Consider the following 26,345-nt stretch of genomic DNA (forward strand, 5'->3'; position numbering starts at 1 on the left):
CCGAACGTTGCGCAGCAACGTTTGGGGCGAAGCGCGCGCAGCGCACTTCGCGTCCCCAGCCAGATAAATAAAAAAGGCCGCCCGAAGGGCAGCCTTTTTTATTTATCTGGCGGAGAGAGGGGGATTCGAACCCCCGAAGCGCGGTTTAGACGCTTACACACTTTCCAGGCGTGCTCCTTCAACCACTCGGACACCTCTCCGGATCCCTGCCATCGGCAAACGCCTCAGCAGGGGCGCAGATTCTAGCGGGCGCAGCGGCAGGACACAAGCACTGGTTTGCAGGGCGAGAGGGCTGGACAGGCGTGGCACAATGGAACATCCGATGGAAGACGGTGGCCTGATGTCCTATCTCGTCCTTGCCCGCAAGTGGCGTCCGAAGCGTTTTGCCGAGCTGGTGGGCCAGGAACACGTGGTCCGTGCGCTCAGCAATGCGCTCGACAGCGGCCGGGTCCACCATGCGTTCCTGTTCACCGGTACCCGCGGCGTGGGCAAGACCACGATCGCGCGCATCTTCGCCAAGTCGCTGAACTGCGAGCAGGGCACCAGTGCCGATCCCTGCGGCCAGTGTGCGGCCTGCCTGGACATCGACGCCGGTCGCTACATCGACCTGCTGGAAATCGATGCCGCGTCCAATACCGGCGTGGACGATGTGCGCGAGGTGATCGAGAACGCCCAGTACATGCCCTCGCGTGGCAAGTACAAGGTGTACCTGATCGACGAAGTGCACATGCTGTCCAAGGCCGCGTTCAATGCGCTGCTGAAGACGCTGGAAGAACCGCCGGAACATGTGAAGTTCCTGCTGGCCACCACCGATCCGCAGAAGCTGCCGGTCACCGTGCTCAGCCGCTGCCTGCAGTTCAACCTCAAGCGCCTGGATGAAGATCAGATCCAGGGGCAGATGACCCGCATTCTCGCCGCCGAGGAGATCGAGTCGGATCCGACCGCTATCGTGCAGCTGGCCAAGGCCGCCGACGGCAGCCTGCGTGATGGCCTGTCGCTGCTCGACCAGGCCATTGCCTATGCCGGCGGTGCGCTGCGTGAGGACGTGGTGCGCACCATGCTGGGCACGGTCGACCGCACCCAGGTGGCGGCCATGCTCGATGCCCTGGCCGAGGGCGATGGCCCGCGCCTGCTGCAGGTAGTGGCGGCACTGGCCGAGTTCTCGCCGGACTGGAGCGGGGTGCTCGATGCGCTGGCCGAGGGCCTGCACCGCATCCAGGTGCAGCAACTGGTGCCGGGCGCGTCCGCCGCTGCCGAGGGACTGGATGCCAGCGTGTTTGCTGAACGCCTGCGCCCGGAAGTGGTCCAGCTCTGGTATCAGATGGCCCTGAATGGTCGTCGCGATCTGCCATTGGCGCCCAGCCCGCGCGCCGGCTTTGAAATGGCCGTGCTGCGCATGCTGGCGTTCCGCCCTGCGGCTGCCGTGCCGTCGGTGCCGCGTACTCCGGAATCCTCCGGTGGCAGCGCACCGACCGGTACGGGCCAGACCGGGGGCGGCCTTGCTGGCAGCCACGAAGGAGCTGCACCGGCCGCTGCTGCGGCACCAGAAGCCGCGGCGGTCACCCAGGCAATTGCGGTACCCGTGTTGGCGGAGGCAACCGCGCAGACGCCGAACCCGGCGCCACAGCGCGAACCCGAGCCGGAGCCCGAGCCGACCCCGGAACCAGATCCGACCCCGGAACCTGAACCGGCTCCGGTCGAGGAACCCGGATCCCCGCTGCCGATGAAGGCGCAGTTGGCTCCCGAGGCGGCCACGCCCAAGGCACCTGCCGAGGCAGATGACCTGCCGCCGTGGGCGACCGACGCGGCTGGCGCGCGCGATGAAGCGCTGGCGGCCGAGATGGCAACGCCCGACGCGGCCATGGTCGCGCCGTGGCACGAGCCGCCGGCGCCGGCTTCACCGCCGGTTGCAGAGGCTGTTGCCGCGCCGGAACGTCCGTTCCGTGCCGAGGGTATCGACATCGCCCCGGCACCGGTTGCGGCAAAGGAAAAGGCCTCGCCGGCAGGCAGCGTCAGTGACCTGGCCTGTGCCGAAGACTGGCTCGACCTGATCGCCAACAGTGGCCTCAGCGGTCCGTCGCGACAGCTTGCGGCCAATGCGGCCTTCATCAGTTGCCAGCATGGGGTCTTGAAACTGGGCCTTTCGCCCGGATTTGAATACCTGCGCTCCGAGCGCGCGCTGGCAGCGTTGGGCGAGGTGCTGGAAAAGTCCCTTGGCCACGCGCTGAAGATCGTGGTCGAAACCGTGGAAGCCGAGCAGGTCCCGGCCGAGACCCTGCACCAGCGCGCCGACCGCCAGCGTGGCGAGCGGCAGCAGGCTGCCGAGGCCATTTTCATGGACGATCCGGAAGTCCAGCTGCTGATCCAGCAGCACGGCGCCCGGGTTGTTTCCGATTCCATCCGTTCTTTTGACGAGTAAGACGACATGCGCGGCAATATCGCCCAACTGATGCAGCAGGCCCAGAAGATGCAGGAAAACCTGCAGAAGGCCCAGGAAGAAATCGCCAAGATCGAAGTGACCGGCAGCGCCGGTGGCGGCATGGTCAGCGTTACCCTGACCGGCGCCAAGGAGTGCCGCAAGGTACGCATCGATCCGTCGCTGGCCAGTGATCCGGAAATGCTGGAAGACCTGATCGCCGCCGCCTTCAACGACGCGTCCAACAAGATCGATGCCGAGTCGAAGTCGAAGATGGGTTCGGCCACCGCCGGCATGCAGCTGCCGCCGGGCATGAAGATGCCGTTCTGATGTCCGGCCTGGCACCCGCACTGCCGGGTGCCATGCACTGTGTAGCATCGAGCGTGCTCGATTGCCCGCAACTTCCAGTCGAGCACGCTCGGCTCTACAGAACACGCCGCCGTGTCCGCACCCCTGCTTGAACAACTGATCGATGCACTGCGGGTGTTGCCTGGCGTAGGCCAGAAGACGGCGCAGCGCATGGCTTACCACCTGCTCGAACGCGAGCGCGAAGGTGGCAAACGCCTTGCCGAGACGCTGGCGCAGGCGGTTGAACGCATCGGTCACTGTGCGCAGTGCCGCGACTTCAGCGAAACCGAGCTGTGCCCGACCTGCGCCAATGGCAGCCGCGAGCGCAGCCAGCTGTGCGTGGTGGAATCGCCGGCTGACCGCCTGGCGATCGAGAACGCCACCGGCTATCGCGGCGTTTACTTCGTGCTGCAGGGGCGCCTGTCGCCGCTGGATGGCATCGGCCCGCGCGAGCTGGGTCTGGAGCAGCTGGAACAGCGCCTGGCCGAGGCGGAGGTGCAGGAACTGATCATTGCCACCAGCGCCACCGTCGAAGGCGAAGCTACTGCGCACTATCTCGCGCAGCTGGCGCGTGCCCGCCAGGTGCGGCCGAGTCGACTGGCGCAGGGCCTGCCCCTCGGTGGTGAGCTGGAGTATGTCGATCGCGGCACGCTGTCGCACGCGTTCGGCACCCGCAGCGAAGTGCGCGATTGAGTCGATGCCGGGCATGCCCCGGCGTTACCGGCCTACAATGCGGGGACACCCCGCCGAGGCCGACCATGAGCAGCGAAACCCTCTTCAGCAAGATCATCCGTCGCGAGATCCCGGCCACCATCGTCTATGAAGACGACGACGTGCTGGCGTTCAAGGACATCGCACCGCAGGCGCCGGTGCACGTGCTGTTCATTCCGAAGAACGAGATCATTCCGACCCTGGATGACCTGCAGCCGTCGCAGGCGCACCTGATCGGCAAGCTGGCGCTGGCCGCCGCCGAGTACGCGCGTCGGGAAGGTTTCGCGCAGGACGGCTACCGCATCGTGATGAACTGCCGCGAAGATGCCGGGCAGACCGTGTTCCATATCCACATGCATCTGCTGGCTGGTGCGCCGCTGGGCCACTTCGGTACGCCAGGGCGTTGAGGCGGCCATCCACGCATGGCGTGGATCTACTGTTGTTGGTGCGCTGTCGATCCACGCCATGCGTGGATGAAAAAAGGCCGCCCGATGGGCGGCCTTGTGCATCATGCGTACCGGGCCTGGACTACCACCAGCCCCAGCCGCGGTAACCGCCCCAGTACGGGCCATACGGGCCCGGGCCCCACGGTCCGTAGGGGTAGGGCACCACATCGACCTGGCGCTGCTCCGGCCACAGGTAGATCACGTCGGCAGACAGCTTCGGCAGCCGGTAGTCGTAATCGCCGATACGGGTGTTGGCGTAGCCATCGATCTTGCCGATGAAGGTCACGTCGCGGCCGGCTTCGAACACGGCCGGATCGTAGAAGCCGGCACGGCAGGCGATGAAGCGGCCGTCGCTGGCATCGGAAGAGGTGGTGTTCGGGCGGCCACTGCCGTTGAGCGGGCGCGAGATGATCTGGAAACAGGTCTCGCCCTGGCCGGGCTTGGTTTCGATGATCCGGCCACCCCAGCGCACCGGCGTGCCGACCTGCTGGGTGGCAACCGAGTCGCGCGGGGAAACCAGGCTGAACTGTCCCTGCAGCGGCTTGGGGGCCGTGGCGCAGGCCGACAAGGCCAGGGCGGCCACGGCGGTGAGGAGGAACTTGGTATTCATGGGGAGGCTCCGGAAGTCGGGCGATGCCTGCGCAGGTCCCGCAATAATGGGGCGAGCTCGGTACAAGTGCCAGCGTAGCGTGCATCAGCGAAACGCTGGCTGAGTGTGATGAGAGCCGGGTCGGGGCGCAGTGCGTGGACCCGGCGGGCCCAGTGCAGGGCCGGTTCGTGCGGTTCGCGGCCCAGCCCCAGCCGCACATAGCGCTGCCCCAGCCGGTGCCAGGCGCGCAGCAGCGGGTCACGCTCGCGTTCGCCACGGGCCAGCAGCCACGCCATCCACGCCAGCGCCAGCAACGCGGCTGTCACGAAGCCGGCCAGCAGCTGTCCAGGGCCGAGGTCGTCCAGCCCGAACGGTTGCAGCAACTGCTGCTGGCGGCGCGCGTCGAAGGACAGCACCAGTTCGTTCCAGCCCCTGCGCATCCAGTCGCCGACCTGGCCCAGCTGCAGCCAGCGGTGCTGCAGGCCGGTATCGGCCCCGGCCTGCAGGCGGTCGTCGAGCGTGTCCAGGATGCGCTCGGGTGCTACTGCCGCTGTCGGATCGATGCGTACCCAGCCGCGTTGCGGCAGCCACACCTCAGCCCAGGCGTGGGCGTCCATCCGCCGCAGCACCCAGTAGTCGCCGATCCGGTTGCGCGTGCCGCCGGCGAACCCGGTGACCACCCGCGCGGGAATGCCGGCATTGCGCATCAGCACCACGAAGGCAGAGCTGAAATGCTGGCAATAGCCGGCCTTGTAGTCGAACAGGAATGCATCGACCGGATCGCGCCCGGGGGCCGGTGTTGCCAGCGTGTACGAGAAGTCCGCGGTGATCCACGCCAGGGCGCGACGGACCACGGCGTTGTCGTCGTTGCCCGCTTCCTGCCGCCACTGTCGGGCCAGGCTTGCCGTGCGTGGGTTGAAGCCTTCCGGCAACTGCAGCGCAGCGCGACGCTGGTACGACGACAGCGTGGCATCGAAGCGCTGCGGCGGAGCCGAGTGCAGGCGCCACCGGCTCAGTGCGGACAATGCGCGGTCGCTGCTCAGGCTCAGGGCTGCATCCAGCCGGCTGCCCTCTGGTGCGGCAGTAGGGAGATCCAGCGCGACCAGCTGGCGACGGTCGGTGGGTTCGTAATCGATCTGATAGTCCCAGCCCTCCGTGCCGTGTTCCACGATGGCTGGCGGCAGACCTTCAGTACGGCGGTCGCGTCGCCAGACATGCCCATCGAACTGGGTCAGTACCGGCCCGCGCCAGTAGCGCTGTGCCGGCGCTGGAACCGCGCCGAAGAACTGCGCCCGCAGGGCCGGGGTGTCGTCGGCCATCAGGTCCAGCCACTTGTCCGGCTCCATCGTGTCCGACAGCCCCGGTGTGCCGACGGCGCGTTCGGGAATGCCCCACAGCGGCGTGGCCAACCGCGGGAACAGCCAGAAGCAGGCCAGCGCCAGCGGCAGGCCGATCAGCAGCAGGCGACCGACACCACGCAGCTGCGTGGTCAGCGGCGGCGGCGCACTGCGGCCTTCACCCTGCGCCAGGCGCTGCAGCGCAATCAGGGCGCTGACGCCGGCCAGCACCGCGAGCACGGTGGTCAGCGGCCCCTGGTCGAGCAGGAAGGCAGCAAACGGTGAAAACAGGGCAAAGCCGAGCAGGCTGCGTGCATCGCGCAGGGTACGCAGCTCGCTGGACTTGATCGCCAGCATCGCCGCCAGCAGCGCGCAACCGGTATCCCGGCCGGGGCGCACCGCCCCCATCTGCCAGACGATGGCAGCAAGCATGCCCAGCACCAGCAGTACCCGCACCGGCATCGGCAGCACGCCGCGCTGTGACAGTGCTGCGGTGACGAGCGCCGCCACGGCGATCAACGCGGCCAACGCGGTGGGCAGCTGCAGCAGCAGCGGCAACAAGGCCAGTGCGGCGCTGGCCAGCGTCCACGTGCGGGTGTTGCGGTCCAGCAGCAGGGCAGGCTCAGTCATGGGGAAGCAATGCCAGCGCGCGCAGGCACAGATGGTGGTGGCCGGCGCCCTGGCCGGGGCCAAGCGGTGGCTGCATCGGCAGCAGCAGCGTATAGCGACGGCCTTCGCGCTCGGCGCTGTCCACCCAGCGTGCCAGCCGCGCGATGCGGGCCTCCTGGCCCAAGGGGGCCAGCGCGCGCCAGTCCAGCACGACCTCGATGCCTATCGGTTTTTCATACTCGCGTACCAGCAGCGTGTCGCGGCGCGCCGAGTGTTTCCAGGCAATGCTGCGGGGTGGATCCCCGGCGCGATACGGGCGCAGCTGGTGCAGTTCCTCGCCGTTGGCATGGGCGCGGGTGTGCAGCGGATCGCTGCCCTGCTGCGGCAGCGGCGGTGCCTTCGCTTCGGCCTGCGGGTAGACCAGCAGGGGTTCTTCCGGCCACACCCATGACCACGCCCTGACCAAGCCAAGCGGCTGGGTGCTGGACAGGCGGATGCGAGGCAGCTCCAGCCAGCCACGGCGTTCGCTGGGCACTTCCAGCGCGGCTTCGCCGCGGCCGTGCGCGGGCAGGTCGAGCCACGCTTCGCTGTTCCCCAATTGCAGGTGCAGGCCGTGGCGCGCCCGTGGGTCGCGCAGCGACAGGTCCACGCGCAGGCGCAGCGGTTGCCCGGCCGGCACCGGCTCGGCGGAGATCGCATCGATCTGTACGCCCGACAGCTGCAGGTGTGCGGCGATGGTGCTGGCGATCGCGGCTGCGGTCAGCAGCAGCGCCAGCAACAGAGCCGGATTGTTGTTGTAGTTGAGCGCGCCCAGCAGCATCGCGACCAGCAGGCAGGCCACAAACAGGCCGAAGCGGGTGGGCAGCACATAGATGCGCCGACGGTCCAGCCGCTGCGGCAACGACTCGGGCGTACGCGGGCGTGCCATCTGCAGCAGTCGCCGGGCATGCGATGCCATCTTCAATCGACCGCGACGGTCTGCAGGATCGCCCGTGCCAGCGCCGGCCCTGTGCTGGACTCGGCTTCGCCCACTAGACGATGGCCCGCCACCGCCACGAACAGGGTCTGCACGTCTTCGGGCACGACGTGGCCACGGCCGAGCAGCAGCGCATGTGCCCTGGCGGCACGCAGCAGGGCCAGGCCGGCGCGCGGCGACAATCCCACGCGTACGCCGGCATGCTGGCGGCTGCGGGTCAGCAGGGCCTGCACGTAGTCCACCAGTGCGTCGCTGACATGCACCTGGCCGACCGCTTCGCGCAGGGCGCGTACCTGGTTGTCGTCCAGCTGCGGCAGCGCGCGGGCGATCAGGTCGCGACGATCGCTGCCGCGCAGCAGTTCACGCTCGGCCTGCGCGCTGGGATAGCCCATCGCCAGCCGCAGCAGGAATCGATCCAGTTGCGAGTCGGGCAACGGGAAGGTGCCCGACAGATCCACCGGGTTCTGCGTAGCGATCACGAAGAACGGATCGGGCAGGGCATGTGTCTGACCGTCGAGGGTGACCTGCTGCTCGGCCATCGCTTCCAGCAGGGCGCTCTGCGTGCGCGGCGGCGCCCGGTTGATCTCGTCGGCCAGCAGCACGTGGGTGAACACCGGCCCGGGATGGAACTGGAACTGGCGGCTGCCGGCGTCGTACACCGATACACCGAGCACGTCGGCAGGCAGCAGGTCGGAGGTGAACTGCACGCGCTGGAAGCTCAGTCCCAGGCTGCTGGCCAAGGCGTGGGCCAATGTGGTCTTGCCGAGACCAGGCAGGTCTTCGATCAGCAGATGGCCGCCAGAGAGCAGGGCCACGAAGGCCAGCCGCACCTCATGCACCTTGCCCAGCACCAGCGCGTTGACCTGGTCCTGCGCATTGCGCAGGGACTGACGCAGTTGATCGGTTAGCATGCTGGGCATGGGGGACGAAGCTGTCATGGTCGTCTCAAGTTCGGTAACCGGTCGATTCTATCCATACATCAATGCAGGGCGAACAGCGCGCACGTACGATTTTTCTCTGGTTATGGACGCTCGTCACAGCGGCCAAACTGGTCGTGGCCGCACGCCTGCCGTTGTTCGTCGATGAGGCGTTCTACTGGCAGGAAGGCCAGCATCTGGCTGCGGCCTATTCGGATCTGCCGGGGCTGACGGCCTGGTTGACCCGGTTGGGTGTGGAGCTTGGCGGCCAGCATGTGCTTGCGCTGCGCCTGCCGTTCCTGGCCATCGGTGCACTGCTGCCGCTGCTGGTATCGCGCATTGCAGCGCGCTGGTTCGGCAATGTTGCCGGTTGGCAGGCCGGCAGCTTGACGCTGCTGATGCCGTTGTCGGCAACGCTGGGCCTGCTGGCCGTACCTGATGTGCCGATGGCACTGGCAGCCGTGCTGTGCCTGGACGCCGGCGCACGCCTGCTGCGCAGCGTCGACGCTTCCTCGGCGGTGAAGCTGGCGCTGGGCCTGCTGATCGGTGCGCTCAGCCACTATCGCTTCATCGGTGTGATCGGCGTCGGCTTCATTGCCCTGCTGGCGCTGCCGCAGGGCCGGCGCATGCTGGCCGATCCGCGCGTCTGGGTGGCCCTGGCCGTTGGCGTACTGGCATGGCTGCCGCTGTTGGCCTGGAATGCCGACAATCACGATGCGGGTCTGAAGTTCCAGGTAGTCGAGCGCCACCCGTGGGCATTCGAGTGGCGCGGCCTGTGGTTCCTGGTGATCCAGCCGATGCTGGTGACGCCCGTCCTGTGCATTGCGATGTGGAAAGTTGCGCTGGCCGGCACCCGCAACGGCGGCGGTGCACGCGTGCAGTGGCGCTATTTCGGCCTGGTCGGTGGCGTATCGACGCTGGGCATCTTCGCCCTGGGCTTCTTCACCGATGTCGAACGCATCAGCTTCCATTGGCCGCTGCCGGGTTACCTGGCCCTGCTGGTGGCGGTGCCGGTGATCCTCAACGGCTGGCCACGCTGGTTGCGGCGTACCGGCTGGTGGCTGGCCGGGCTGGGCATGGTGCTGGCCTTCGGCTATTACCTGATGGCGTCCTCGTCATCGCTGCGCGAGCAGTTGGCCGGCGACAAGTATTACCCGCGCAACTTCGCCGGCTGGCAGCCGCTGGCTGCTGCGGTCCGCGAAGAACTGCAGCAGATGCCGGAAGGCAGCCGCGTGCTGGCCGGCAACTTCAAGGTGGGCGCCGAACTGGGCTTCCAGTTGGGCCGGGGTGACATCGACGTGCTGCCGCATCCGCTCAACGACAAGCACGGCCGCACCGCGCAGTTGGCGCAATGGGGCCAGGTGCATGAAGGTGAGCGCGAGGTGCCGATGCTGCTGGTGCTGTCGCCCAGCGATCAGCGTTTCCGCGATCTGCTCACCCGCTATCACGCCATTTGCGAACAGGTCGGGCCGCTGCCGCCACCGCGCGTGGTCAGCAACGATCACGGATTCCAGCGCTTCCTGCTGTTCCGCCTGCCGGTGCAGCGCGCGCAGGGCGCGTGCGTGACGCCTGCGCTGGCCTACCTGGACTCGCCGGCCAATGGAGACGTGGTGAACGGGACGCTGGCGATCAAGGGCTGGGCGTTCAAGGAGGGCGTTGGCCTGTCGCGGGTTGAAGTGCTGGTGGATGGTCGTTCGATCGGCGACGCCACCTATGGACGAGTGTTCGATATCCGCCACGCCTGGCCGGACAGCACCGATCCGCAACATCCGGCTGTCGGCTTCGACGCAACACTCGATACCACGACGCTGGCACCGGGAAAGCACTGGCTGGGCCTGCGCCTGCACGGTCGCGATGGCAGCGTGGAGCAGTGGCAGGAGCAGCCATTCGTGGTGGGCAAGCGCTGAGGCAGCGTGCCTCGTGCCGGGGTTAGGGCACCGCGAATCCGGCCCTGCGCAGCAATCCGCACAGTGCGATCAGCGGCAACCCGATCAGTGCGGTCGGGTCTCGGTTGTCGATGGCCTCGAACAGGCTGATGCCCAGGCCTTCGCACTTGAAGCTGCCGGCGCAGTCCAGCGGCTGCTCGATGGCCACGTAGCGGGCGATCTCCGGCGCCTGCAGCGCGCGGAAGCGCACCTGGGTCGTATCCATTGCCGAAAGTGATTCTCCGTCTCGGATGAGACTGATGGCCGTGTGGAAGCGCACCGTCTGCCCGGACATTGCCGCCAGCTGCGCGCAGGCCGCCTCGACCGTGCCCGGCTTGCCCAGCGGCTGACCGTTCAGGTCCGCGACCTGGTCCGAGCCGATCACCCAGCTGCCGGGGTGGCGGGCGGCCACCTCGGCCGCCTTCGCGCTGGCCAGGCGTGCCGCCAGCGCCAGCGGCGCCTCGTCGCCCTCCGCAGTCTCATCCACCTGCGGGCATGCGCAGTCGAAGGGCAGGCCCAGCCGTTCCAGCAGATCGCGGCGGTAGCGGGAGGTGGAGGCCAGGATCAGGGCAGGCATGCGGGAATTCCGGGGGCGGGGCGCGGCAGTCTGGCCGGGCACCGCCAGCCACAGCAAGCCTTTCGTGGCAGTCATTTGACACGCGACCGGTCGATCCTTAATATTCGGCGGCTTATGTCCGCGAACGTGCCCGAAACGCTGGATGCCTGGCGGATGGTCGTAGCGCGAAGGCGCTTCGACGGTCAGGTAGCCCTGGCTGAATTGACTCGCCTGCAGGGGCTTGTCGCCGATACCGAGGGTGAGTGTAATTACTCACTCGAATTCGGTCGCGACGAGATCTTGCGGGTATCCTATGTGGAACTGACCATCGATACCGCGTTGCCGCTGACCTGTCAGCGCAGCATGCAACGTTTCCTGTTGCCGGTGAAGATGACCCAGAGGCTTGGCCTGATCCGCGACGAGGACGAGGAATCGTCCTTGCCGGAGGAATACGAGGCGTTGCTGGTGCCGGAAGATGGCCAGCTGCGTCCGTTGGACCTGGTCGAAGACGAACTGGTGCTGGCGGTGCCTGTGGTACCGCTGTCGCCGGACGGCGAGGCAGTCGACAAGGACTGGGCGCCGACCGAAGAAGAGACTGAAAAGGCCAATCCGTTCGCGGCGTTGGCGGCATTGAAGAAACAATAGCAGCCGGTTGTCGTCGGCGGCTGCGGCGAAAGCGAAAAGTGTGCTGGGCGCTGGCGTCCTGTGCGACGAAACGACGAAGCAAAACGAACCGAGTTTGGAGCAATCCCATGGCTGTCCAGAAATCCCGTGTTACCCCGTCCCGTCGCGGCCAGCGTCGTTCGCATGACGCCCTGAGCGCCAAGCAGCTGTCGACCGACCCGACCACCGGCGAAGTGCATCTGCGTCACCACATCACTGCTGACGGTTTCTACCGCGGCAAGAAGGTCATCCAGACCAAGTCTTCGGCTGTCCAGGAAGACTGATGTGCCGGAAGGTCGCTGCCCGCTGGGCAGCGGCCTTCGCCTTCTTTCCCGGGCACGCCGGTGAACGGCGGCTCGTGCAACAGGAAACATGATGAGCAAGCGGATCTACTCGAGGATCGCGGGCACCGGTAGCTATTTGCCGGAAAAAGTCCTGACCAACGCCGACCTGGAAAAAATGGTCGAGACCTCGGACGAGTGGATCCAGACGCGCACCGGTATCCGTGAACGGCACATCGCTGCCGAAGGCGAAACCACCAGCGATCTCGGCTACCAGGCCGCGCTGCGTGCGATCGAAGCCGCTGGTATCGACGCTTCGCAGCTCGACATGATCGTGGTCGGTACGACCACCCCTGATCTGATCTTTCCCTCCACCGCGTGCCTGATCCAGGCCAAGCTCGGTGTGAGCGGCTGTCCCGCTTTCGACGTCAACGCGGCCTGTTCGGGCTTCGTGTTCGCGCTCAGCGTGGCTGACAAATTCATCCGCTCCGGTGATGCCCGCCATGTGCTGGTGATCGGCACGGAAACCCTGACCCGCATCGTCGATTGGGAAGACCGCACCACCTGCGTGCTGTTCGGTGATGGCGCGGGCGCCGTCGTGCTCAAGGCCGACGAAGAAACCGGCATCCTCAGCACCCACCTGCATTCGGACGGCAGCAAGAAAGAGCTGCTGTGGAATCCGGTCGGCGTCTCGGTCGGTTTCGGTGAAGGCAACAACGGTGGCGGCACCATCAACATGAAGGGCAACGACGTGTTCAAGTACGCCGTCAAGGCGCTGGACTCGGTCGTGGACGAAACCCTGGATGCCAACGGCCTGACCAAGTCCGACCTGGACTGGCTGATTCCGCACCAGGCCAACCTGCGCATCATCGAAGCCACTGCCAAGCGGCTGGAGATGTCGATGGACCAGGTCGTGGTCACCGTCGACAAGCATGGCAACACCTCGTCGGCCTCGGTGCCGCTGGCCCTGGATGCTGCTGTTCGTTCCGGCAGGGTCGAGCGCGGCCAGCTGTTGCTGCTGGAAGCGTTCGGCGGTGGCTTCACGTGGGGTTCGGCACTGCTGCGCTATTGATAGTGCCAGTTACGACAACGTGAAACCGTCGTTACGGCCCCTCTGGGGCCGTAATGCGTTAAAGGAGACTGTCATGGTTGAGCCCATCGTCATCGAAGGGCAGCGCGCCTGGCTGAAGCAGTACGGCGAAGGAAGCCGAGCGGTGGCCCTGGGCCTGCTCAATTTTGTTGCCCGCCGGTTCCATCTCGATGCCCTGCGCCCGCCGCCGCACCGCGGTGGCGACGCCGCGCGCGAAACCGAGGCCCGCCGGCTGGCGGAACTGCAGGCGCAGGGCGTGAACGTGCCCGCGGTGATCGGCAGCGGCCACGCCGCGCTGGTGATCGGCGACAACGGCAGCTCGTTCAATACCTGCCTGCGCGAAGCCGACGATGCAGGCCGCGATCGCCTCGTGGCCGCGGCAATGCAGGCCATTGCCGAAGCACACGCGCGTGGCGCCTATTTCGGCCAGCCGTTGCCGCGCAACCTCACCTGGGATGGCCAGAACGTCGGTTTCATCGACTTCGAAGAAGATCCGCTGGAAGTCATGGACCTGGCCGAAGCGCAGGCGCGTGACTGGCTGATGTTCGGCTACGGCGTGGCCAAGTACTACGCTGACCGCCCCGAAAGCCTGCAGGCGATGATGGCCGAGGCGATGAACGGGGTGCAGGCACCGGTGCGCGCGCATGTGCACGCCGTCAGCGGCCGTCTGCAGCGCCTGGCGCGGGTGTGCATGAAGCTGGGGCGCTCGGCGCGTGCGCTGGCCCACTCCATCTTCATCACCCATGGCGCCACCACGCTGGGCCTGCTGATGGTGGTCGGCCTGTGCATGGACTGGTTTGCCGACGGCGAGCTGGACATCCTGCAGCTGCTCTGCTGATCGCGGCACTGTCCATACGCCGTGCATACGCGCACGTACAGACGACACGGCATGTTCCCCCTTATCATGGCCCGCTTCGATTGCAACAAGCGGATGACCGCGTGACCGTATCCACCCTCGCTTTTGTCTTCCCCGGTCAGGGCTCGCAGTCTGTGGGCATGCTGGCCGAGCTGGCCGAACTGCACCCGCAGGTGCGTGAGGCCTTCACCGAGGCATCCGATGGTGCCGGCGTCGACCTGTGGGCGTTGTCCCAGGGCGGCCCGGAGGAAATGCTCAACCGTACCGAATACACCCAGCCGGCCCTGCTGGCCGCCAGCATCGGCGCGTGGCGCGCCTGGAGCGCCGTGGGCGGTCCTCGTCCGTCGGTTCTGGCGGGCCACAGCCTGGGTGAGTACACCGCCCTGGTCGCCGCTGGCGCCCTCAGCCTGCACGACGGTGCGCACTTGGTGCGCCTGCGCGGCCAGCTGATGCAGGACGCGGCCCCCGCAGGTGTCGGCGCGATGGCCGCCGTGCTCGGTGCCGAAGACCAGCTGGTGCTGGACGTCTGCGCCGAAGCCGCCGGCAGCCAGGTGGTCGTTCCGGCCAACTTCAACTCGCCGGGCCAGATCGTGATCGGCGGCGACGCTGCCGCGGTCGACCGCGCGCTGGCGCTGCTGGCCGAGAAGGGCGTGCGCAAGGCGGTCAAGCTGGCCGTCAGCGTGCCCTCGCACACCCCGCTGATGCGCGAAGCCGCCAACCGTCTGGCCGAAGTGATGGCCGGCCTGTCCTGGCAGCTGCCGCAGCTGCCGGTGGTGCAGAACGTCGACGCCAAGGTGCACGACGGTGTGGACGCGATCCGCGCCGCGCTGGTGCAGCAGCTGTACCAGCCCGTGCAGTGGACCGGCTGCGTGCAGGCGCTGGCCGCCCGTGGCGTCACCCGGATCGCCGAATGCGGCCCGGGCAAGGTGCTGACCGGTCTGGTCAAGCGCATCGACAAGGCCATCGACGGCCGTTCCCTGGCCACCCCGGGCGACTTCGAAACCGCCCGCGAGACGTGGTCGGCCTGATTGCCCCTGTTCCTGCCGACCGTGCCGGTGGCCGCTGCAAGCGGCGCGGGTGCGGCGGCCGCCCCAGCCTGAGGAAAACATCATGAGCAAGCCCCTGCAGGGTGAAATCGCACTGGTTACCGGTGCCAGCCGTGGCATTGGTGCCGCCATCGCCGATCTGCTGGCCGCCCAGGGCGCCACCGTCATCGGCACCGCCACCACCGAGTCCGGCGCCGCCGCGATCGGCGAGCGCCTGGCTGCCCACGGCGGTCACGGCCGCGCGCTGAACGTCACCGACGCCGCTGCGCTCGATGCCGTGCTTGACGGTATCGCCAAGGAATTCGGCCCGATCTCGATCCTGGTCAACAACGCCGGCATCACCCGCGACAACCTGCTGATGCGCATGAAGGAAGACGATTGGGCGTCGATCATCGACACCAACCTGACCAGCGTGTTCCGTACCAGCAAGGCCGTCATGCGCGGCATGATGAAGGCGCGCAAGGGCCGCATCATCAACATCGCCTCGGTGGTGGGGGTGACCGGCAACGCCGGCCAGGCCAACTATGCCGCCGCCAAGGCCGGCATCATCGGTTTCTCCAAGTCGCTGGCCAAGGAAATCGGCTCGCGCGGGGTCACCGTCAACGTGGTCGCGCCGGGCTTCATCGACACCGACATGACCAAGGCGCTGCCGGAAGAAGCGCGTACCGCGCTGATCGGCGACATCGCCCTCGAACGCCTGGGTTCGCCGGAGGACATCGCCCATGCGGTGGCCTTCCTGGCCAGCCCGGCTGCCGGCTACATCACCGGCGAAACTCTCCATGTGAACGGCGGCATGTACATGCCGTAAGCAAGGGGCGCAGGGATCGCGCCGCAAGTGGTTGATCTGCGAGGATTTTTGCTGCAATGCAAGGTCACGCCGGTTTCCACTACACTATCCCACGGCCATCGCCTTTGATGGCGACCACTTTTGAACCACTACTCCATCTGGAGCGATATCCCATGAGCACCATCGAAGAACGCGTCAAGAAAATCGTCATCGAACAGCTTGGCGTCAAGGAAGAAGAAGTCACCAACAGCGCATCGTTCGTCGATGACCTGGGCGCTGACTCGCTGGACACCGTCGAGCTGGTGATGGCGCTGGAAGAAGAATTCGAGTGCGAGATCCCGGACGAAGAAGCCGAGAAGATCAGCACCGTGCAGGCTGCGATCACCTACATCACGGCCCACGTCAAGGCCTGATGCAGGACGTCAGTGCGCGTGCGGGCGTTGAGTCCGTCGCGCACGACACCCCATGGGGCCGCTGTTTGCGGCCCCGTGTGTTTGCGCACCACACCGAAGTAAACCGCGTTACCCGCAAAGAACGTTCGGGTCAGGAGAATCAGCAATGAAGCGTCGCGTCGTCGTAACCGGCCTGGGTATGGTCTCGCCGTTGGGCAATGATCTGGCCAGCAGCTGGGAAGGCATCACCCACGGTCGTTCGGGCATCGGTCCGCTGACCAACGTTTCTGATGCCTACCTGGAACGGTTCACCACCAAGATCGCAGGTGAGGTCAAAGGCTTTGACATCACCGCCGACAACGAACTGTTCGGCAAGTACCGGGTCAGTGGCAAGGATGCCAAGAAGATGGACCCGTTCATCCATTACGGCCTCGGTGCCGCCTTCATGGCCCTGCATGATTCGGGCCTGGAGATCACCGACGCCAACGCCGACCGCATCGGCGCCATCGTTGGCGCTGGCATCGGCGGCCTGCTCGGCATCGAAGAGCAGACCATCGAATTCCACGAAGGGAAGAAGATCTCTCCCTTCTACGTGCCCAAGACCATCATCAACATGCTGCCGGGCCAGCTGAGCATCATCAGCGGCCTGAAGGGCCCGTCGTTCTCGGCGGTCTCGGCGTGCGCCACCTCCAACCATTCCATCGGCACCGCCATGCGCATGATCCAGTACGGCGATGCGGACGTGATGGTGGCCGGCGGTGCAGAGCGCGGCTCCTCGCCGACGGCGCTGGGCGGCTTCTGCGCGATGAAGGCGATGAGCACCCGCAACGATGCTCCGGAACAGGCCTCGCGCCCGTGGGACAAGGACCGTGACGGCTTCGTGCTGGGCGACGGCGCCGGCATCCTGATCCTGGAAGAGTACGAGCACGCCAAGGCGCGTGGCGCGAAGATCTATTGCGAGCTGGCCGGTTTCGGCGCCAGCTCCGACGCGTACCACATGACCGCGCCGAGCGAGAACGGCGAAGGCGCTGCGCGCTGCATGACCATGGCCATGAAGGACGCCGGTGTCACCCCGGAACAGGTCGGCTACCTCAACGCACATGGCACCTCGACCCCGCTGGGCGACCTCGGTGAGACCATGGCGATGAAGACCGCCTTCGGCGACCACGCCTACAAGATGATGGTCAGCTCCACCAAGTCGATGACCGGCCACCTGCTCGGCGCTGCCGGCGGCGTGGAAGCGATCTTCTCGGTGCTGGCAATGCGCGACAACGTGATTCCGCCGACCATCAACCTGCAGCAGCCGGGCGAAGGCTGCGACCTGGACTACGTGCCCAACGAAGCACGCCAGGCCAAGGTCGACGTGGTGATGTCGAATGGTTTTGGTTTCGGCGGCACCAACGGCACGCTGATCTTCAAGCGCGTCTGATCGCACCGGTAGGGTCGAGCCATGCTCGGCTCCGCCAACCACGAGGCCGCCGCAAGGCGGCTTCCGTGTATCCGTCTCCCGAACTGGCTGCCATGACCCACGCCCCGCTGATCCACCCGCTGCCGCACCCGATCGACCTGCTGGCCCTGCAGCAGCGCGACCCGGCGCGTTTCCCGCTGCTGATGGAGTCCACCGCCTCGGGCACTGCGCAGGGCCGCTGGAGCCTGCTGCTGGCCGCGCAGGGCGACACCCTGCAGCTGGACGCCGATGGCCAGGTGCGCGACCAGCACGGCGCGGTGCAGCCCGGCAGCTTCCTGCAGGCGCTGGACCACGCATGGCAGGCACAGCGATTGCCGCACGACGGCGGCCACGCGCTGCCGTTCCGCGGTGGCTGGGCGCTGATGCTCGATTACGAAGTGGCCAGCCAGGTCGAACCGGTGCTGCCGGCGCGCGCGCGCGATGACGGCCGGCCGACCGCACTTGCCCTGCGCTGCCCGGCCGCCGTGCTGCATGACCACCAGGCCGACGCCAGCGTCCTCATTGCCGAAGCGGGCGAGCAAGCGCTGCTGGACTCGCTGGTCGCGCTGGTAGCGGGTGAACTGCCGCCGGCCGGGCAGGGCTGGCAGCCGCCGCAGTCGGTCAGCGAAGACGAGCCACAGCGCTTCACCGAGGGTGTGCGCCGGGTGATCGACTACCTGCGCGCCGGCGACGTGTTCCAGGTGAACCTGTCGCGGCGCTGGAGCGCGCACTTCGCAGCACCGGTCAGCCCGCAGGCGCTGTACGCGCAGCTGCGGCGGGCCAATCCGGCGCCGTTTGCCGGCCTGTTCAGTGCGCACGGCCGGCATGTGGTCAGCTCGTCGCCGGAACGGCTGGTGTCGGTGCATGGCGGCCACGCACAGACCCGCCCGATCGCCGGCACCCGTCCGCGCTTCGAGGGCGACGACGATGCCGCGCGCATCCAGGAACTGGTCGGCCATCCCAAGGAGCGCGCCGAGCACGTGATGCTGATCGACCTGGAGCGCAACGATCTGGGCCGCATCTGCCTGCCCGGCACGGTCGTGGTGGACGAGCTGATGACCGTGGAAAGCTACGCCCACGTGCACCACATCGTCAGCAACGTCAGCGGCCAGCTGCGCGCGGACGTCACCCCGGGCGAGGTGATCGCCGCGACCTTCCCCGGCGGCACCATCACCGGCTGCCCGAAGGTGCGCTGCATGCAGATCATCAGCGAACTGGAGCAGGTGCCACGCGGCGCGTACACCGGTGCGTTCGGCTGGCTGAACCGCGATGGCGACCTGGACCTGAACATCCTGATCCGCACCGCAGAAGTGGACGGCAACGAGGTCAGCTTCCGCACCGGAGCCGGCATCGTGGTCGATTCGGACCCGGACAAGGAACTGGACGAAACCCGGGCCAAGGCCCGCGGCCTGCTGCGGGCGCTGGGGCAGCAGGGCTGATCGATTGCCGCCACCGGGCATGGCTTGTGGGTGCCGACCGTTGGTCGGCACGGATGCCCCCATGGCCGTTCATCCACGCATGGCGTGGATCTACTGGAGATGGCGGGTGGGTGCCGACCGTTGCTCGGCACGGACGCGTGCCCCCGGTCATGACCCCGCCCCACCGGGCACGGTATCCTGCACGACGGAATCGAGTTCAGAGGTAGTCCATGGCGGGAGCCAAGCGCGGGTGTCTGTTGGTGGTAACGCTGCTGCTGGTGCTGGCCGCCATCGTGGCCGGCGCGGGCGCGTGGTTCTTCTACAAGCAGAGCCAGTTTGCCGACGTGCCGTTGACCCCCAGTGCGGACAGCGTGGTCATCGCCAGCGGCGATGGCATGAACAGCGTGCTGCGCAAGCTGCGCGAGGCCGGCGTGGACGAGGGCCAGGACACCCAGTGGCAACTGCTGGCGCGCCAGCTCGATGCCGCCGGCAAGCTGAAGGTGGGCGAGTACGCGCTGAGCAAGGACCTGACCCCGCGCGAGCTGCTGCTGCGCATGCGCGCGGGCAAGGTGCTGCAGCACCGCGTCACCATCATCGAAGGCTGGAACATCCGCCAGCTGCGCGCCGCGCTCAAGCGTGCCGATCCGCTGCTGCACACCACCGACACCCTCGATGACGCAGCGCTGATGGATCGCCTCGGTTTCGCCGGCCAGCATCCGGAAGGCCGGTTCCTGCCGGAAACCTACGTCTACCAGCGCGGCGACAGTGACCTGGACGTACTCAAGCGCGCCCACGGCGCGATGGAGAAGGCGCTGGACGAGGCCTGGGAAAGCCGCGCCCCGGATCTGCCGATCAATACGCCCTACGAGCTGCTGACGCTGGCGTCGATCATCGAAAAGGAAACCGCGCTGGCCAGCGAGCGACCGCAGATTGCCGGCGTGTTCATGCGCCGCCTGAAGATCGGCATGCGCCTGCAGACCGATCCGACCGTGATCTACGGCATCGGCGCGGCGTACGACGGCAACATCCGCCGCCGCGACCTGACCACCGATACGCCCTACAACACCTACACCCGCTCTGGCCTGACCCCGACCCCGATCGCCATGCCCAGCCGCGATGCGCTGATGGCCGCTGCACAACCGGCACCGGGCGATGCGCTGTACTTCGTCGCGGTGGGCGATGGCAGTGGCGCGCACGTGTTCTCGCCCAGCCTGGACAAACACAACGCCGCCGTAGCCCGCTACCTGCAGCAGCTGCGCCAGCAACGCACCCAGGAGACTCCGGCGCAATGAGTTCCGCGCTGCTTCGCCATCCCCGTTTCGTCAGCCTGGAAGGGGGCGAGGGCGCGGGCAAGACCACCGCCATCAACGCCATCCGCGAGTGCCTGCGCCGCCACGGCCATGAGGTCGTGTTGACCCGCGAGCCCGGTGGCACGCCGCTGGCCGAGCGCATCCGCGGCCTGGTGCTGAAGCCCGATGCCGAGATTGCTGCCGAGCCGCTCAGTGCCGAGGCTGAGCTGCTGCTGGTGTTTGCCGCACGCGCGCAGCATGTGCGTCAGGTGATCCAGCCGGCGCTGCAGCGCGGCGCCTATGTGCTCAGCGATCGTTTCACCGATTCCAGCTATGCCTACCAGGGCGGCGGCCGGGGCCTCGACCCGCAGTGGATCGCCGACCTGGAGCGTCGCGCCGTGGGCCTGCTGCCCGGCTTGACCCTGTTGTTGGACGTGGACGTGGCCGTCGGCCGTGCGCGTGCCAACAGCCGCGACCTGTGGCCGGACCGCATCGAAAGCGAGCAGGACGATTTCTTCCAGCGCGTGCGCGAAGTGTTCCGCAGCCGCGCACAGCAGGACCCGCAGCGTTTCGCGCTGGTTGATGCAGGCCAGGTGCAGGAGCGCGTGGCCGCCGATGTGGTTGCACGTGTCGAGCGCTGGCTGCAGCAAGGGGAGGGTGCATGAGTACTTTCTCGCCCTGGCAGCAGCGCGCGTTCGACCAGACCGTGGCTGCACTGGATGCGGATCGGCTGGGCCATGGCCTGCTGATCTGTGGCCCGGCCGGGCTGGGCAAGCGCGAAGTGGCCCTGGCGCTGGCCGACCACGTGCTGGCACGCGGGGATGCCTCGCATGCCACCCGCACCCGGCAGCTGATTGCCGCCGGCACGCATCCCGACCTGCAGCTGATCAGCTTCATTCCGAACAAGAGTGGCGACAAGCTGCGCACCGAGATCGTGATCGAGCAGGTGCGCGAGATCAGCAACAAGCTGGCGCTGACCCCGCAGTACGGCGTGGCGCAGGTGGTGATCGCCGACCCGGCCGATGCCATCAACCGTTCGGCCGCCAATGCGCTGCTGAAGACCCTGGAAGAACCGCAACCCGGGCGTTACCTGTGGTTGATCAGCAGCGACCCGGCGCGCCTGCCGCAGACCGTGCGCAGCCGCTGCCAGCGCCTGGAATTCAAGCTGCCGCCGCACGAGGAAGCGCTGGCCTGGCTGCAGCAGCAGGGCCACAGCGAAGCGGCCGCGCATGAGGCACTGGATGCAGCACGCGGCCATCCCGGGCAGGCCGACAACTGGCTGCGCGAAGATGGCCTGAGCCTGCGTCGCGAGGTCGGCCGCGAGCTGGAACAGCTGGCCGCCGGCAAGACCGGCGCAGTGGAGCTGGCGCAGAAGTGGTGCGCCGATGACAACGCGGCGCTGCGCCTGCGCTTCGCCGCCGACCTGGCGCTGGCCCAGGCCAGCACCGATGCCTTGACCACGCCGGAGCGATTGCACAAGCTTGCAGCCTGGTTCGATGCGGCCAACCGCACCCGAGACCTGCTGCGCACCACCGTGCGCGCAGACCTTGCGGTGGTCGAGTTGCTGCTGGCCTGGAACAAGGTGAACGAGCGGCCTGCCGCAAGGGGAAATCGATGAGTGCCAGCAACGCCCGCCAGGGCATCCTGTCCCTGGCAGTGAAGGACAAGGCCGCGCTGTACAGCGCGTACATGCCGTTCGTGAAGAATGGCGGCATCTTCGTGCCCACGCCCAAGCGTTATTTCCTGGGCGATGAGGTATTCCTGCTGCTGACCCTGCCCGATTCCAGCGAGCGCCTGCCGGTGGCCGGCAAGGTGATCTGGGTGACCCCGGCCGGTGCGCAGGGCAACCGCACCGCCGGCATCGGCGTGCAGCTGGCAGATGGCCAGGAAGGCGAGACGGTGCGCCACAAGATCGAAACGATCCTGGCCGGCCTGACCGGTTCGGACAAGCCGACGCATACGATGTGATTCCGGTAGCGCCGGGCCATGCCCGGCGGCCCCTGGAAACGCGCGTGAACACGAATGTGAAAACTGTTGACGGTCTCTGAAAAGCCCCTATAATGAGCGGCTCAGCAACACACCGGGCGGTTAGCTCAGCGGTAGAGCATTGCCTTCACACGGCAAGGGTCACAGGTTCGATCCCTGTACCGCCCACCACATATATCCCTGATTTTAAAGGGTTAACGTCTAAGCCGGCCTTGAGCCGGCTTTTTCGTAAGTGCACGATAAGTGCGGAATGATGAACTCGCTGCCGTAAAGGTGAGCAGTGGCTAGGGGCATCCGGAAGCCGGCAATTTGCAAAGTGGGTTCGACCACTGTTCGGCGGGCGATCGTTTCACCTGCGCCAGCCAGTCCTATCGCGGGCACGTTCTTGTTTTAGGGTTCTCCAACCCCTATGTGATCTCTTGTGGTTAGCCCGTTGACTTGGCCGAAAGTTGTGGTATAGCGCGGGTTCCATCTCGGATGTACAATTGCTACGTACGGCGCTTAGCAGATGCTTGGCAGATGCTTGCGCTGCCGAGTCTACAGGGCATGGCCCGTGGACTCTTGCTTACCTCCCCTGGAGTGACTGACATGAAGTATTCGCCAGCCACCATCGCCAACTACTTCCTCGACAAGGCCTCGCACGAGGGACGGGCGCTTACGCCCATGCAGATACTCAAGCTTGTGTACGTAGCGCACGGTTGGTATCTGGGCTTTCGGGGTGAGCCTCTCATCAATGAGCCGGTCGAGGCTTGGCAGTATGGCCCTGTAATCCGCAGCCTGTATAGGAAGGTCAAGAAATTTGGCAGTTCGGCTGTGACGGAAAAGCTGACTACGTTTGAATTTCCTTTCGGGGGCGTGGCGACGGTAGAAGATCCCAAAGTGGCCAGTCTTCTAAATAACGTTTGGAATGGATATGGCCACTTCGGCGGGATCAAGCTTTCAGAAATGACCCACATGAAGGGGTCGCCGTGGTGGAAGGTATGGAACGACGATGCCGGACACGCGCGGAAGTGTGCTGTTATTCCGGATGATGTTATCCGAGCGTTCTATGAGAAAAAGATCGAAGCACACAGAGATGGGCACTATGAATCAGGGACGCGAGACAAAGCCCAGCAAAAACGCTTCGAGAGCGAGGCGCGAGCCGTTGCAGAGCACCAGTAAGCAGAGCGAAGCCCAAGGTGCGGATGAGGCGGCGATCATCTCCGGAGCTGCAGACGATGATGCAGGGGATACCCCGGACTCACCATTGTCGGGGGGGAGTGCAGGGAAAACAGACCCTGCACTAAGCCCTGACGGCATGAAGGAAGAGCTGAAGAATAACGTTGTTGCCAACCGCCACAAGCGGTGGTCCGCCTTCATCTTCATCGGGCTAGTGGTTGCTGCCTTCTTTGGGATGCTCCTTACGGCGTTTTATAAGCTGTTCTTTGGAACTTATCTCGTCGAGGCAATCACGGCAGCCAATAATAGTTGGCAGTGGCATGTATTGGTCTTCCTTGGCGTTGCTCTCGTGTTGCTCGCTGCAATTCCGCTGTCCCTTAGCTTGGCGATGGTCAAGATGATTGGAGACGGTAGGCAGGAGGAATCCGGTTCAGGCGTCAAGACCCCATCAGTCGAGCTAGTGAAAGCACTGGCGGATATTTTCAAGGCCGTCGCATCGTCGATTAAGCCGTGAGATATGCAACGGCCTTGGGTAGGTGGCCATGCTTTCAATTGAGGCTGTCTCCGCATAGAGTTTGAAGGATCAGAATCCAGACCTCAGGGAGGCGTGAGATGCAGTTTGCATTGCTTACGATAGATGGAAGTGATGTTGCTGCTTCCCAGGTCGAGCTATTGCAACCCTCGGAACGAGGCCTCCTAAAGGGACAGCTCGTATGCAGGACATGTCGTGGTCCTGCTCATTTTCGACGGCGAAGCACGAATGGAAATGCCGCGTGTTTTGCAGCAAAACATGTGTCTGGTTGTCCAGAAGCCGTGTTGTCTGATTCGCCTTGGCCAGAGCCAGGTGATGAAGAGGTTGCTCGGTGGGAGGCGAATGAGAATGTTATTGCCTTGGCCATCGATGGTGCTGAAGATGCCACTGAACCTGATGATTCGACCGCTCGCGTAAGGACGCCAGGCCAGGGAGGCCACAGATATGCGAGAACCGGCCCTGCGTTTGGTTCGACCATTCAACGTGGAGCAACGAACTTGCTTCGTCAATTGGTCAACTGGCCTACCTTCAAAACGTCTTCCGTGAACATGCGCCTCCCGAGTGGAGAGCTGGTTCCTGTACACACGTTCTTCTCGCGCGTAAGGGATGCAAGCAGAGAAGAACATGTTGGTCATCTGCGTGGATTCTGGGGCCTTGTACATACGTTGGATGATTGGAATGGGCGCGGCCTGTGGATTAACAGTCCCCCTGCTTACAATTTGGATGCCCTCAGGCTGTTCCTGCCAAGCTCTATCCATCCCGCGATAATCGAAAAGTTCGGGCTAGCGAGTATTGATGAGCTGAGGGGGCGCTACGTGCTGCTAATTGATGCTGCGCGAGTTTCTGGCGGTAACAGATTTATGGCCGATGTGTATCAGGTGGAGAAGTTTGCGACCATTCTTAAACCCGAGAACGACCCTAACGACTGACCCGTGAAGACAGCGGGGGGCTCTCGAATAATTGGATTTCTAGGTCATGTTCGCGTCGTTTCCGGCCGATGTTTCACTACTCATTGATAGCTGCGGCTAGGTAGCATTTACTCGGCGGGGCATGCCCCATCTGGGTGCAGAAGATGCGCGAGTGGGTGGCCCGGTCACCGGCATGAGGTATCTGGATCTGTATGGTTGCCGGCCCGGGCTGCAGGTGTTGTTGGGGACACCGCCTGCTGGTCCCTCTTGGCGAATCAGTCGGCCAGGGTGATCGCGGGGTTGGCATCGGCGCGGCGCGGGATGTTCTTGCCTGCCGCGGCGGCGTCCCGGATCAGCGACTCTTCCTGCCGCTCCAGTTCCAGCAGCTGTTGCTCCAGACGCTCCTGCTTCCGGTCATCGGTGATCGTTACGTCGCCTTGATAGAGGGCTTCGACTTCGGTGCGGAAGCGATCACGGATGACGTCGGGGAAGAACTTGCATGCGTAGGCATGGGGACTCTCGGGGTAGGCCGATACGATTTCGCTGCCGCCGCCAATAAAGGCAGTTGGACGGATGGTGACCGTGGCGGCTTCGCGCTCAATGTGAGCATCGACGGCAGCAAGGGCTTCCTCTTTCGGCGGCATGCCGTCGCGGATGGCGCGGATGTCGTCGGCGAGCTTTTCGATTTGGGCGCGGACGCGCGCCACCTTTGGCAAATGGTCGGTCATGGTCGTTCCTTACTGGCTTAGGCCCCAATCGGCCACGGTCTGCTGGAGGTGTTGTGAGGCGGCCTGGTAAGCCCGTACGTCACCGGATGAGGCACTGAGTTCGTCGTAGGCGGCGGCCACTATGGCGTCCACTGCATCGACCGCAGCCATCCAGCGTTGCAACTTGGCCAACGTCTCGTGCCGATGTTCGTCCAGGGTCTTGCCGCCGAGGTTTGTAGGCCTGCCGACGCCCACCGTGAGTTCTCTGCCGCTGAAACTCTTGGATGCGGTCTCCATCTCTTGGCGGATGGACTTGCGTTGATCATTGAGCTCTCTCCGACGCTCGCTCAGCGCGCGCCGCGCGACGAAATAGAGGTCGTTGCGAATCCGTAGGTGCTCAAGCTTCAGCAGGGTCGGTGGAATCGATTGGGATTGATGGTGCATTGGTGTGCTCCAAGGGAGGGGTAAATGCCGGAAGGCCCTCCGGCCTGGCTGCTAGCGCCCGTTGGAAGGCGGGGAGAGAGCGAAGAGCGTCGGCCAACAGTTCCGATGGCGGAATGGAAGCTGCGGCCGCAGCGTCCAGGAGGGCCGCATAGGCGACAGCGGGCAACTCAAGCTCAATCAGTGGCACCGGAGGGGCTTCCAACAGGGGCCACCATTGAAGCGCCAAGACCGACCAAGAGCCGAGTTGGAATGCGCAGGAACACGCACTTCCGTTGGACGGGTTTTGGGGCCGGCGACCTGAGCATGGGGAGTGGGCCGAAACGGGCTCCGATGTACAGCATGTACAGATGAAAACATGCAGTTTTCACCGGGGAAAGCTGGAAATTCGGGGGGGGGGGGGGGGGGGGCCCCCCCAAGGCCAAAACCCTTTCCTTTCCCGGGGTCCGACTTCCCCCCGGTGGTTTTGGGGAAAGGAAGGGGCCCCCCTTCCCCCTTTTTCCACATTTTCTCC

The 26,345-nt window shown here is 65.6% G+C and carries 28 protein-coding genes and 2 tRNA genes; 22 read left to right on the forward strand and 8 right to left on the reverse strand.

The features are described from left to right. Positions 1–107 precede the first annotated feature (107 nt). A tRNA-Ser gene (locus AC3WTC_RS13810) sits at positions 108–200 on the reverse strand. A 122-nt stretch (positions 201–322) separates the two neighbouring features. On the opposite strand from AC3WTC_RS13810, the gene dnaX reads away from it, so the two are divergent. From dnaX to AC3WTC_RS13830, 4 genes are all read left to right on the forward strand, one after another. Then, entirely contained in the window at positions 323–2,419 is a 2,097-nt protein-coding gene (dnaX, locus tag AC3WTC_RS13815) for a DNA polymerase III subunit gamma/tau (RefSeq protein WP_492711672.1), read from the forward strand. 6 nt (positions 2,420–2,425) lie between these two features. Then, complete coding sequence (locus tag AC3WTC_RS13820) at positions 2,426–2,746, forward strand: YbaB/EbfC family nucleoid-associated protein (protein ID WP_025879376.1); 321 nt, start codon at positions 2,426–2,428, stop codon at positions 2,744–2,746. 111 nt (positions 2,747–2,857) lie between these two features. Next, positions 2,858–3,457 carry a recombination mediator RecR gene (gene recR / locus AC3WTC_RS13825; protein WP_025879377.1) on the forward strand — a complete coding sequence of 200 codons (600 nt, stop codon included), beginning with the start codon at positions 2,858–2,860 and terminating at the stop codon, positions 3,455–3,457. Positions 3,458–3,522: 65 nt separating this feature from the next. After that, positions 3,523–3,882 carry a histidine triad nucleotide-binding protein gene (locus tag AC3WTC_RS13830; RefSeq protein ID WP_032977365.1) on the forward strand — a complete coding sequence of 120 codons (360 nt, stop codon included), beginning with the start codon at positions 3,523–3,525 and terminating at the stop codon, positions 3,880–3,882. A 121-nt stretch (positions 3,883–4,003) separates the two neighbouring features. On the opposite strand, the gene AC3WTC_RS13835 is transcribed toward AC3WTC_RS13830, so the two are convergent. Genes AC3WTC_RS13835 through AC3WTC_RS13850 form a run of 4 tightly spaced genes read right to left on the reverse strand, consistent with a single transcriptional unit; the run spans position 4,004 to position 8,370 of the window. After that, a complete protein-coding gene (locus AC3WTC_RS13835) occupies positions 4,004–4,531 on the reverse strand; it encodes a Slp family lipoprotein (RefSeq protein ID WP_025879379.1) in 528 nt (175 codons plus the stop codon). Further along, complete coding sequence (locus tag AC3WTC_RS13840; RefSeq protein WP_492711665.1) at positions 4,528–6,477, reverse strand: transglutaminase TgpA family protein; 1,950 nt, start codon at positions 6,475–6,477, stop codon at positions 4,528–4,530. Before AC3WTC_RS13840 ends, AC3WTC_RS13835 begins: the two co-directional genes overlap by 4 nt. Then, on the reverse strand, positions 6,470–7,414 hold the full coding sequence (locus tag AC3WTC_RS13845) for a DUF58 domain-containing protein (RefSeq protein ID WP_080150800.1): 945 nt from the start codon (positions 7,412–7,414) through the stop codon (positions 6,470–6,472). Before AC3WTC_RS13845 ends, AC3WTC_RS13840 begins: the two co-directional genes overlap by 8 nt. 2 nt (positions 7,415–7,416) lie before the next feature. Further along, positions 7,417–8,370, reverse strand: coding sequence for an AAA family ATPase (locus tag AC3WTC_RS13850; RefSeq protein WP_025879382.1), 954 nt, complete (start codon positions 8,368–8,370; stop codon positions 7,417–7,419). 44 nt (positions 8,371–8,414) lie between these two features. Between AC3WTC_RS13850 and AC3WTC_RS13855 the strand changes: the two genes are divergently transcribed. Next, a complete protein-coding gene (locus AC3WTC_RS13855; RefSeq protein WP_025879383.1) occupies positions 8,415–10,256 on the forward strand; it encodes a glycosyltransferase family 39 protein in 1,842 nt (613 codons plus the stop codon). Positions 10,257–10,278: 22 nt separating this feature from the next. Here AC3WTC_RS13855 and AC3WTC_RS13860 read toward each other — a convergent pair whose 3' ends face one another. Further along, the gene (locus AC3WTC_RS13860) at positions 10,279–10,851 is read right to left on the reverse strand and encodes a Maf family protein (protein ID WP_080150801.1); all 573 of its coding nucleotides are present in this window, start codon (positions 10,849–10,851) and stop codon (positions 10,279–10,281) included. Positions 10,852–10,965: 114 nt separating this feature from the next. Between AC3WTC_RS13860 and AC3WTC_RS13865 the strand changes: the two genes are divergently transcribed. From AC3WTC_RS13865 to AC3WTC_RS13945, 17 genes are all read left to right on the forward strand, one after another. Continuing rightward, positions 10,966–11,475, forward strand: coding sequence for a YceD family protein (locus AC3WTC_RS13865; RefSeq protein ID WP_049465184.1), 510 nt, complete (start codon positions 10,966–10,968; stop codon positions 11,473–11,475). Between the two features lie 107 nt (positions 11,476–11,582). Next, positions 11,583–11,777 carry a 50S ribosomal protein L32 gene (gene rpmF / locus AC3WTC_RS13870; protein WP_025879386.1) on the forward strand — a complete coding sequence of 65 codons (195 nt, stop codon included), beginning with the start codon at positions 11,583–11,585 and terminating at the stop codon, positions 11,775–11,777. Between the two features lie 91 nt (positions 11,778–11,868). Further along, a complete protein-coding gene (locus AC3WTC_RS13875) occupies positions 11,869–12,846 on the forward strand; it encodes a beta-ketoacyl-ACP synthase III (protein ID WP_025879387.1) in 978 nt (325 codons plus the stop codon). A 73-nt stretch (positions 12,847–12,919) separates the two neighbouring features. Continuing rightward, positions 12,920–13,702 (forward strand): BUD32 family EKC/KEOPS complex subunit, encoded by a 783-nt coding sequence (locus AC3WTC_RS13880; protein WP_032977357.1) that lies wholly within the window; start codon positions 12,920–12,922, stop codon positions 13,700–13,702. Positions 13,703–13,803: 101 nt separating this feature from the next. Next, positions 13,804–14,748: an ACP S-malonyltransferase gene (gene fabD, locus AC3WTC_RS13885; protein WP_105163530.1), complete on the forward strand. Its 945-nt coding sequence runs from the start codon at positions 13,804–13,806 to the stop codon at positions 14,746–14,748. An 82-nt stretch (positions 14,749–14,830) separates the two neighbouring features. Then, a complete protein-coding gene (gene fabG / locus AC3WTC_RS13890) occupies positions 14,831–15,574 on the forward strand; it encodes a 3-oxoacyl-ACP reductase FabG (protein ID WP_059063244.1) in 744 nt (247 codons plus the stop codon). Positions 15,575–15,726: 152 nt separating this feature from the next. Beyond that, positions 15,727–15,966 (forward strand): acyl carrier protein, encoded by a 240-nt coding sequence (gene acpP, locus AC3WTC_RS13895; RefSeq protein ID WP_025874077.1) that lies wholly within the window; start codon positions 15,727–15,729, stop codon positions 15,964–15,966. 145 nt (positions 15,967–16,111) lie between these two features. Beyond that, the gene (gene fabF, locus AC3WTC_RS13900; RefSeq protein WP_025874076.1) at positions 16,112–17,374 is read left to right on the forward strand and encodes a beta-ketoacyl-ACP synthase II; all 1,263 of its coding nucleotides are present in this window, start codon (positions 16,112–16,114) and stop codon (positions 17,372–17,374) included. A 92-nt stretch (positions 17,375–17,466) separates the two neighbouring features. Beyond that, the gene (locus AC3WTC_RS13905) at positions 17,467–18,831 is read left to right on the forward strand and encodes an aminodeoxychorismate synthase component I (protein ID WP_105163531.1); all 1,365 of its coding nucleotides are present in this window, start codon (positions 17,467–17,469) and stop codon (positions 18,829–18,831) included. A 209-nt stretch (positions 18,832–19,040) separates the two neighbouring features. Further along, positions 19,041–20,102 (forward strand): endolytic transglycosylase MltG, encoded by a 1,062-nt coding sequence (gene mltG, locus AC3WTC_RS13910; RefSeq protein WP_099841998.1) that lies wholly within the window; start codon positions 19,041–19,043, stop codon positions 20,100–20,102. Then, complete coding sequence (gene tmk / locus AC3WTC_RS13915; protein WP_059063248.1) at positions 20,099–20,764, forward strand: dTMP kinase; 666 nt, start codon at positions 20,099–20,101, stop codon at positions 20,762–20,764. Before mltG ends, tmk begins: the two co-directional genes overlap by 4 nt. Further along, a complete protein-coding gene (locus tag AC3WTC_RS13920) occupies positions 20,761–21,717 on the forward strand; it encodes a DNA polymerase III subunit delta' (RefSeq protein ID WP_492711669.1) in 957 nt (318 codons plus the stop codon). Before tmk ends, AC3WTC_RS13920 begins: the two co-directional genes overlap by 4 nt. Further along, positions 21,714–22,067, forward strand: a complete 354-nt coding sequence (locus AC3WTC_RS13925) for a PilZ domain-containing protein (protein ID WP_025874071.1) — start codon at positions 21,714–21,716, stop codon at positions 22,065–22,067. Before AC3WTC_RS13920 ends, AC3WTC_RS13925 begins: the two co-directional genes overlap by 4 nt. Before the next feature lie 114 nt (positions 22,068–22,181). Continuing rightward, positions 22,182–22,256: transfer RNA gene (locus AC3WTC_RS13930), tRNA-Val, on the forward strand. Positions 22,257–22,673: 417 nt separating this feature from the next. Next, positions 22,674–23,246 (forward strand): Panacea domain-containing protein, encoded by a 573-nt coding sequence (locus AC3WTC_RS13935; protein WP_080150806.1) that lies wholly within the window; start codon positions 22,674–22,676, stop codon positions 23,244–23,246. Next, positions 23,230–23,757, forward strand: a complete 528-nt coding sequence (locus AC3WTC_RS13940; protein WP_139785007.1) for a hypothetical protein — start codon at positions 23,230–23,232, stop codon at positions 23,755–23,757. The genes AC3WTC_RS13935 and AC3WTC_RS13940 overlap by 17 nt, the downstream gene beginning before the upstream one ends. A gap of 302 nt (positions 23,758–24,059) precedes the next feature. Further along, on the forward strand, positions 24,060–24,704 hold the full coding sequence (locus AC3WTC_RS13945; protein WP_139785008.1) for a hypothetical protein: 645 nt from the start codon (positions 24,060–24,062) through the stop codon (positions 24,702–24,704). A 254-nt stretch (positions 24,705–24,958) separates the two neighbouring features. Here AC3WTC_RS13945 and AC3WTC_RS13950 read toward each other — a convergent pair whose 3' ends face one another. Together AC3WTC_RS13950 and AC3WTC_RS13955 are read right to left on the reverse strand one after the other, a co-directional pair. Then, on the reverse strand, positions 24,959–25,411 hold the full coding sequence (locus AC3WTC_RS13950; protein WP_080150812.1) for a hypothetical protein: 453 nt from the start codon (positions 25,409–25,411) through the stop codon (positions 24,959–24,961). Between the two features lie 9 nt (positions 25,412–25,420). Next, entirely contained in the window at positions 25,421–25,834 is a 414-nt protein-coding gene (locus AC3WTC_RS13955; RefSeq protein WP_139785009.1) for a hypothetical protein, read from the reverse strand. Between the last annotated feature and the right edge of the window lie 511 nt (positions 25,835–26,345).

The organism is Stenotrophomonas sp. FW305-C-20-S1 (genome assembly GCF_058783335.1).